9 protein-coding genes are annotated in these 6,657 nt (G+C 33.8%); 4 read left to right on the top strand and 5 right to left on the bottom strand.

Going from position 1 to position 6,657, the window contains the following annotated elements; translation table 11 throughout:
- Positions 1-435: 435 nt before the first annotated feature.
- Positions 436-579: a hypothetical protein gene (locus KI369_RS22490; protein WP_212957454.1), complete on the bottom strand. Its 144-nt coding sequence runs from the start codon at positions 577-579 to the stop codon at positions 436-438.
- Positions 580-825: 246 nt separating this feature from the next.
- On the opposite strand from KI369_RS22490, the gene KI369_RS22485 reads away from it, so the two are divergent.
- Entirely contained in the window at positions 826-1,434 is a 609-nt protein-coding gene (locus tag KI369_RS22485; protein WP_212957453.1) for a hypothetical protein, read from the top strand.
- Here the strand turns inward: KI369_RS22485 and KI369_RS22480 are convergent.
- Positions 1,413-1,586, bottom strand: coding sequence for a hypothetical protein (locus KI369_RS22480; RefSeq protein WP_212957452.1), 174 nt, complete (start codon positions 1,584-1,586; stop codon positions 1,413-1,415). The two genes, KI369_RS22485 and KI369_RS22480, sit on opposite strands and share 22 nt — an antisense overlap.
- Before the next feature lie 582 nt (positions 1,587-2,168).
- Here KI369_RS22480 and KI369_RS22475 point away from each other — a divergent pair.
- The 3 genes from KI369_RS22475 (at position 2,169) to KI369_RS22465 (ending at position 4,272) form a co-directional block, all read left to right on the top strand.
- A complete protein-coding gene (locus KI369_RS22475) occupies positions 2,169-2,339 on the top strand; it encodes a hypothetical protein (protein ID WP_212957451.1) in 171 nt (56 codons plus the stop codon).
- Positions 2,340-2,412: 73 nt separating this feature from the next.
- Entirely contained in the window at positions 2,413-2,727 is a 315-nt protein-coding gene (locus KI369_RS22470; protein ID WP_000658777.1) for a thioredoxin family protein, read from the top strand.
- 663 nt (positions 2,728-3,390) lie between these two features.
- Complete coding sequence (locus tag KI369_RS22465; RefSeq protein WP_212957450.1) at positions 3,391-4,272, top strand: cation diffusion facilitator family transporter; 882 nt, start codon at positions 3,391-3,393, stop codon at positions 4,270-4,272.
- On the opposite strand, the gene KI369_RS22460 is transcribed toward KI369_RS22465, so the two are convergent.
- The 3 genes from KI369_RS22460 to KI369_RS22450 form a co-directional block, all read right to left on the bottom strand.
- Positions 4,262-4,897 (bottom strand): phosphatase PAP2 family protein, encoded by a 636-nt coding sequence (locus KI369_RS22460; RefSeq protein ID WP_000833365.1) that lies wholly within the window; start codon positions 4,895-4,897, stop codon positions 4,262-4,264. The two genes, KI369_RS22465 and KI369_RS22460, sit on opposite strands and share 11 nt — an antisense overlap.
- A 77-nt stretch (positions 4,898-4,974) precedes the next feature.
- A complete protein-coding gene (locus KI369_RS22455; protein WP_212957449.1) occupies positions 4,975-5,730 on the bottom strand; it encodes a sporulation protein in 756 nt (251 codons plus the stop codon).
- The gene (locus KI369_RS22450; RefSeq protein ID WP_212957448.1) at positions 5,712-6,533 is read right to left on the bottom strand and encodes a serine/threonine protein kinase; all 822 of its coding nucleotides are present in this window, start codon (positions 6,531-6,533) and stop codon (positions 5,712-5,714) included. Before KI369_RS22450 ends, KI369_RS22455 begins: the two co-directional genes overlap by 19 nt.
- Positions 6,534-6,657: the final 124 nt, after the last annotated feature.

Here is a 6,657-nt window from a genome sequence, read left to right as displayed (position 1 = left end):
TGCAAAATTACATATCTTATTATCTCAATATTATTTTATTCAATGTAATTTGATAGAAATCTGTTTCAATCACCTGTTAAATCAACATTTGTAATTTAATTCCTTATTTAATATTTCACCTATTTATTTTTAACACTATATTCAAATAATTATATTGGAATTTCTTGTTGTATACACATCTATCTTTTTCATGTATTATATACGAGAAGGGTAAGGTAAGAGTTACTCTTTGCCATTTTAGGAAAGGTCCTGTTGGAAACAACAGGACCTTTTTTCATATAAGTGCATTTTCGGTTATTTCCGTCTTATAACCATTTTATTATTTATCAAAAACACTATGCTCACGTAACACACATCTGTAAATCAATGAATATGCATGAGCTTTATAAAGAAAATAAAAAAGCACGTTATTCGTCGTTTTAGCGATAGCGTGCTTCATTCATCTTCATTATTTTGTTTCTTTGGTTTTTCATCCTCTTCTTCCAAGACTTTTTCTACTGCTTTTAACAAACCATCCAATGCTTCTTGCGTATTATTATCATCTAGTGGGTGCAGATCGTTTAGTCGTTTTGAACCCATTGCAAGTTACCTCCCTTTAGAAAGTATTCCATGTTTACCAAGCTCAATAAGAAACACAAAAGCCTCGACATTCACTCACCGTGCTGAATATATAATGAATTGGTATTTTCGTCATTTTTGCGGATCAGCTTTACAATAGCCATTGTGTATAAACATCGGTTTTTCTAGCATCTAGTACACCGCCTTCAAAATGCAGGATTTCCCTTTCCACTATCGAATTAGTAATGTTCGGAAAGGGGGTGTAACATGGCGGAAATTAAAGTGGGACTTACACAATTTTTAGACTTCACACTGAAAAGTAGTGCAGCTAAAACAAATTTTGTAAAGAATTTAAAATCTCAACCTGAATATCACCCGGTTTTTGATTACTGGAAACAATTACGAGAAACTGTTATTAAATTTCATAAAAACGAACTACCTTTTGACTGTTTTGAGACATTAGTACAGACAGTTGACCAGAAGAAAAAGCAAAACTACATTGATGTTATAAAGCAGTACAAAAAATTTATTAAAAACAAAGACGTCTCTTGGTTTGATCCAGGTAAATCGCATTGGTTATCAGATAATTTAATCGTCCGCTCATCACCTGAACTCGGTTTGCTCATTAATGATGAGCCGCATCTTATTAAACTGTTTTTCAAAGGAAAAAAAGAGCGAATTGATAAATATAACATCAACTCAACACTGACATTATTAAATGAATCAACATTTTCAAATGAATATAACGATGTGAATTATACAGTCCTTAACATCCAAAAGAACAGAATGTATACGAATAACTCTATTAATAATGATTATTTAATAGCTCTTGAATCAGAAGCCCATCAGCTTTGTTATTTATGGAATAAAATATAAAGGATATAGGTATCTCTTTCAATACCTTGTTCATGCGTAATTTTGGCACAATTTTCACAAATCCGATTCGTTTCTATTAAATGAAGCTCACCTTCTTGTTTCTCACAAACAATGAAAGGTGGGCTCTTTTGTTTCTTTATCCATTTCAACACCCTAATTCCCCCTGGTTTCTTAACCGCTAAATAATTCCTAAGATGTTCTTATGATCCCTTTCACGTTCCACATCATGTTTTTTCTTTCACTCTATACATTGCAGCCATTTCCCCTCTTGTTAGTCACGCTTCTTTCAACCACATTTCTCTATTTGGTTGTGATTATTGCTGGAACTCAGATAACGTCGCCCTAATCTCTTCTCTCACAACTTCATGAATAAGTTCTTATAACGATTCCTCTAATTTCATCCATGCATCCCCTACATCATTTTTTGAATTTCCTGCTTGTTGTTTAATATACTCATAAAATTTATGAGTAATGATCATCCACCGTTTACCTTCCCTAAGTACTGGAAAGAGATTGCTTCTTTTATCCGACATTACAGGCGCTGCATAAACATCTCATAAAAACATCTGAGAAAAAGAACATTATGGCGATGGCTATTATGAATACAATTTGATCTATCCTACTTATACATTATAATTCAGAAGTTTGACACAGCTCTGGAAAAAGCTTATAAAGAAAAGTGAAGTTCCTGACATTCGGTTCCACGATCTACGGCATACCCTGTTTCAACATTAATGTTACAACAGGGTATTCATCCGAAAATTGTAAATGAACGATTAGGACATAAAAAAGTAGGTATCAAACTGGACACCTACTCACATGTTGTAGCAGGAATTCAAGAGAATGCGGTGGACCAATTTGCTAACGAATTATTCGGTAAAAAAATCACGTTAGAATTTCGTTAGAAGTTTTTGTTTTCAAACGAAATCACCGCCTAAATTACCCCAAAAATTATAAGTGAAAAAGGAGAAACAAAACATGAAAGAAATCAAATCAGAACAGGAATTCAAAGACATCATCGCAAGCGAGGAGCCAGTAGTTGTTAAGTTCTTTACTACATGGTGCCCAGATTGTGTTCGTATGGATAACTTTATTGGAGATGTAATGGAAGAGTTCAATAAATTTGAATGGTATTCTATTAATAAAGATGAGTTCCCAAGTATCGCTGAAGAATATCAAGTAATGGGTATTCCAAGTTTACTTGTATATCAAAATGGCGAGAAGCTAGGCCACTTACATAGTGCTAATGCAAAAACTGAAGAGCAAGTTACTGAGTTTTTAGAAGCATACTAAGATGAAAACCCTCTGAAAAATATTTTTTAGAGGGTTTTCATCTTTTTTCACAATTATCTTTCGTAGTTGTTTCGTCATTTCTTCAGAAGTGTAATATGCAGTGTTTTCATGACCTATGTACATAATTACACTCCTTTCCCCTTCATCTCCGAGATATAGATGTATATCTTTCGTATCACTACTATTTTCATATGTAATTAGTCTATCGTATTGTGGTATTTCGCCTCTTCTCTTTTGTTTTTTCATACCATTAATCATATTATTAATTCCATTGGTTATTTGTTTGTCTTCTATGTTTAGAAAATAATTTTCATTTCATTCACCGTAGCCATTAAAAGTAGATATGGATACTTTAGAAATATTACGTTCCTTCACATTTTCGATATTTGATGAATTACCCCCAGTCATTACAAGCGAAATACATAGCAAGAATAGTATTAGTCTCTTCATCCCCTTACCCTTCCACCCTTTAATTACAAATCAACCCCAATTAATTCCACATCTTTACTTTGCACTTCACAACATATTTTTCCTTCACGAAACTTTGTTATCCGCTTCTTAAAAAGCTATAAAACGTCAACAATGTTTGTATAGACCCACACGAGTTTCGTTTGATACTCTATGTATAGAAAGAAATTCCTTGTAGAAAGGTGAGTGATTAAAATGGATACTCTTTCTCATAAAGAAGCTGATAAAGGTGCGATTGTCAGCATTATGGCCTACATATTTTTATCCTCTATGAAAATCATCATCAGTTATATTACCCTCTCTAGCGCATTACGTGCTGACGGTTTAAATAACTTAACGGATATCGGTGCTTCTTTAGCGATATTAATTGGTCTAAAAATCTCTCGAAAACCTCGTGACCCAGATCACCCTTATGGGCATTCGCGCGCAGAACAAATTGCATCACTTGTTGCTTCTTTTATTATGGCAACAGTCGGTTTAGAAGTTGTTATTAGTGCCATACAATCTTTTTTAAATCCGAAACAAGCAGCGCCTAATATACTTGCTGCATGGGTAGCCTTATTTTCTGCTGTCGTTATGTACTTTGTGTATTTGTATACGAAAAAGATTGCAGCGCGCACAAAAAGCAAATCATTAGAAGCTGCTGCAAAGGATAATTTATCAGATGCTCTCGTAAGTATTGGTACAGTCGTAGGTATTGTCGGTTCACAGTTCCAAATGCCCATTTTAGATCCTATTGCCGCTTTAATTGTCGGTCTTATTATTTGTAAAACTGCATGGGAGATTTTCGTAGAAGCTTCACATATGTTAACGGATGGAATCGATCCAGATAAGATGGGAGAGTATGCTGATGCGATTGAACATATTGGTGGCGTGGAAAACATCGTAGATATTCGCGCTCGTATGTACGGGAATCAAACATACGTTGATATTACAATCGAAGTTGATGCTCGTATGGATGTTGGTGAAAGTCATTGTATTACTGACAACATCGAGGCTATGCTTCGGAAAAAGTTTGGCATTTACCATGCACACATTCATGTTGAACCAATGGAAAAAGAACCTATTATGACATAGGTTCTTTTTTAATGAACGTTTTATGAAATATAACACATAAAACGAGCCAGCTACCGCCAGCTGCCCATCCTGCTAATATGTCAGATGGATAGTGAACGCCAAGATATATTCGGCTAACTGAAATAGATAATACAACAAAGCTCGCTATAAAAATAATCAACAATTTTTTATGCAACGTAATACGTTCTTCTGTAATTGTGACGTATGCAATAAATCCTAAGAAAGCAGTAGCATTCATCGTATGACCGCTCGGAAAACTATATCCAGTTGCCGTAACAAGCTGCGTTACATCCGGTCTTGCTCGTTCGTACCATAGTTTAAGCATACTGTTTAAATAACGAGATCCATAATAATTAATTGTTAGAAGTAATGCACTAAGCAACTTTTTTCTAACGAGAAAATACATTACAAGAATGATGAGTAACGGAAAATATATTCTTTTGGAACCGATAAAAGACACCCAAGTAAAGTAGGCTGTCAAATAATCGTTTCGAAAACTTTGAATAAAATGCGCGACTATATTGTCAAATTTCTCAATACAAGCGGTATGATACGAAAGTGATAATACGACAAAACAAATGAGTAGCGTAAAACTTAACAAGTATAAATGTCGATATCGTTTCACATACATAACCTCACTATGCAAAAAAATGGAGCGGTTGTTTTAGTTTTCCTCTCCATTTCTTTTTTATGCATAGTTTATTAAAAAATATAATTGTTAATTTTTTCTTTCATTGATGGAATATCTTCATTCGTTACTGTAAAGCGAATCACTTTCTCGTCAAGATCAAGCGCTTCTGCAAATAAACCTGCTAATCCGCGAGATTTTCTGTCTACTTCCATAATAATCTCTAGTCGATCGTAAGCGCTTGGCAAGATTAATAATTCTAGTTCATCTAATTTCCCATAATACTCTCCGGAAACAGGAACAAACTCAAATTCTTGTGCAAACGGAACTTGCTTACGTAATCGATACGGTAATTCTTCGCATTCTATATGACGGGCTTTAAAACCTAATTGATTTACACTCTCTAACACACTATTTAATAGTGCATTTGGCAAAACTTGAATGTAATCACGATCACTTGGATCTATACTGCGTTTAATATCAAGGCCTGTATGTACCCAAACTGTTTTCATTCCAAGTGTAAGCGGTGTTTCAACTGGCATTATAAATGAAAATGGAATTTCTTTTTTTTCATTCGGCTCAACAGAAAAAGGTTCTGTTAAACGAACTCGCTCTAAATCATATGTTGCTGTTACTTTTTTATCATCCACTTCACGTACATACGATGTTGATAACGTTAAGTAAATGCTTTCAATTTGTTGGCTAACTGAACCACCAGTTATATGAACCTTCCCGTGTATCTCTTCTCCAACAATATACTCAGCTTTTTCAAGAACTGTATCTACTTTTGCATTACCAATACCAACGCTTGCTAAAAACTTTTGAAACATGGATCCTCCATCCTTTCTAAAGAAAAAACTATATCTTTTTTTAAATCTTGTACATTCTCATAGTACGGCGTTTTTATTTGTAACATGCGCATAAGCATTTCACGGTTACAATTTTCCAAAGTTAATTCGTCATACCATGGTTTTTCATGTTTTTCATTAGATTCAAAGCCTGCATATAATAAAAATAACGAGAAATGACCAAGCGCATAAAAATCACTACGAAAGTGAACTTCTCGCATCAATGCTTGTTCACCTTCATAACTTTTAGCTCGTTCATCACCCTCACCTTTCAATTTAGCTAACCCAAAATCAATAATACTAATTTGGTTGTCTTTCATTAATATATTTGGAATACGTAAATCTCGGTGAATAATACCTTTACTATGAAACACCGATACAATTTCTAATATTTCATATAAAATTTTAAGTACTTCACGTTCTGTATATACATGCCTATCCAAGAAAATATAATCTTCGAAATTTTTACCAGGCATATATTCCATCACAAAAAAGCTTTTTTTCTCCCATACGAAATGATCATATAAACTAGGAATTGCATGATGATTTAATGTTTGTAAAATCATTTTCTCTTGTTCAAATGATTTTCTTCCAGACTCATATCTTTGTTTACTTTGTCTTAATTGTTTTAAGACTTTATATTTATTTATTTGTAAGTCATTAACGACATATGTAACCCCATAACTACCCATTCCAATTACTGATTCAATTTTATAACGTTCTGCAACAATTGTATTTTTTCGCAGTGGTCTATCAAATAAAGCTAGTATACGACGCCATTTCATCAGCTACTTGAAAAGAAGCTACGGCTTTTACGTTTTCTTTTATAATGATGATGCCCATAACCAGATGAACGTCGTTTATAATCGCTACTTGAATAAGAGCGACCTCTATGGCGATAATCACTAC

The organism is Bacillus sanguinis (assembly GCF_018332475.1).
Taxonomy (GTDB): Bacteria; Bacillota; Bacilli; order Bacillales; family Bacillaceae_G; genus Bacillus_A; species Bacillus_A sanguinis.
The sequence above is the reverse complement of the archived record's forward strand: the minus strand, read 5'-3'. Positions and strand labels throughout refer to the sequence as shown.

Bases quoted from the DNA above. Each gene is read 5' to 3' on its own strand.
- KI369_RS22455 (WP_212957449.1), bottom strand. From the start codon at position 5,730: ATGTTTCAAAAGTTTTTAGCAAGCGTTGGTATTGGTAATGCAAAAGTA.
- KI369_RS22485 (WP_212957453.1), top strand. From the start codon at position 826: ATGGCGGAAATTAAAGTGGGACTTACACAATTTTTAGACTTCACACTG.
- KI369_RS22475 (WP_212957451.1), top strand. From the start codon at position 2,169: ATGTTACAACAGGGTATTCATCCGAAAATTGTAAATGAACGATTAGGA.
- KI369_RS22490 (WP_212957454.1), bottom strand. From the start codon at position 579: ATGGGTTCAAAACGACTAAACGATCTGCACCCACTAGATGATAATAAT.
- KI369_RS22465 (WP_212957450.1), top strand. From the start codon at position 3,391: ATGGATACTCTTTCTCATAAAGAAGCTGATAAAGGTGCGATTGTCAGC.
- KI369_RS22450 (WP_212957448.1), bottom strand. From the start codon at position 6,533: ATGAAATGGCGTCGTATACTAGCTTTATTTGATAGACCACTGCGAAAA.
- KI369_RS22470 (WP_000658777.1), top strand. From the start codon at position 2,413: ATGAAAGAAATCAAATCAGAACAGGAATTCAAAGACATCATCGCAAGC.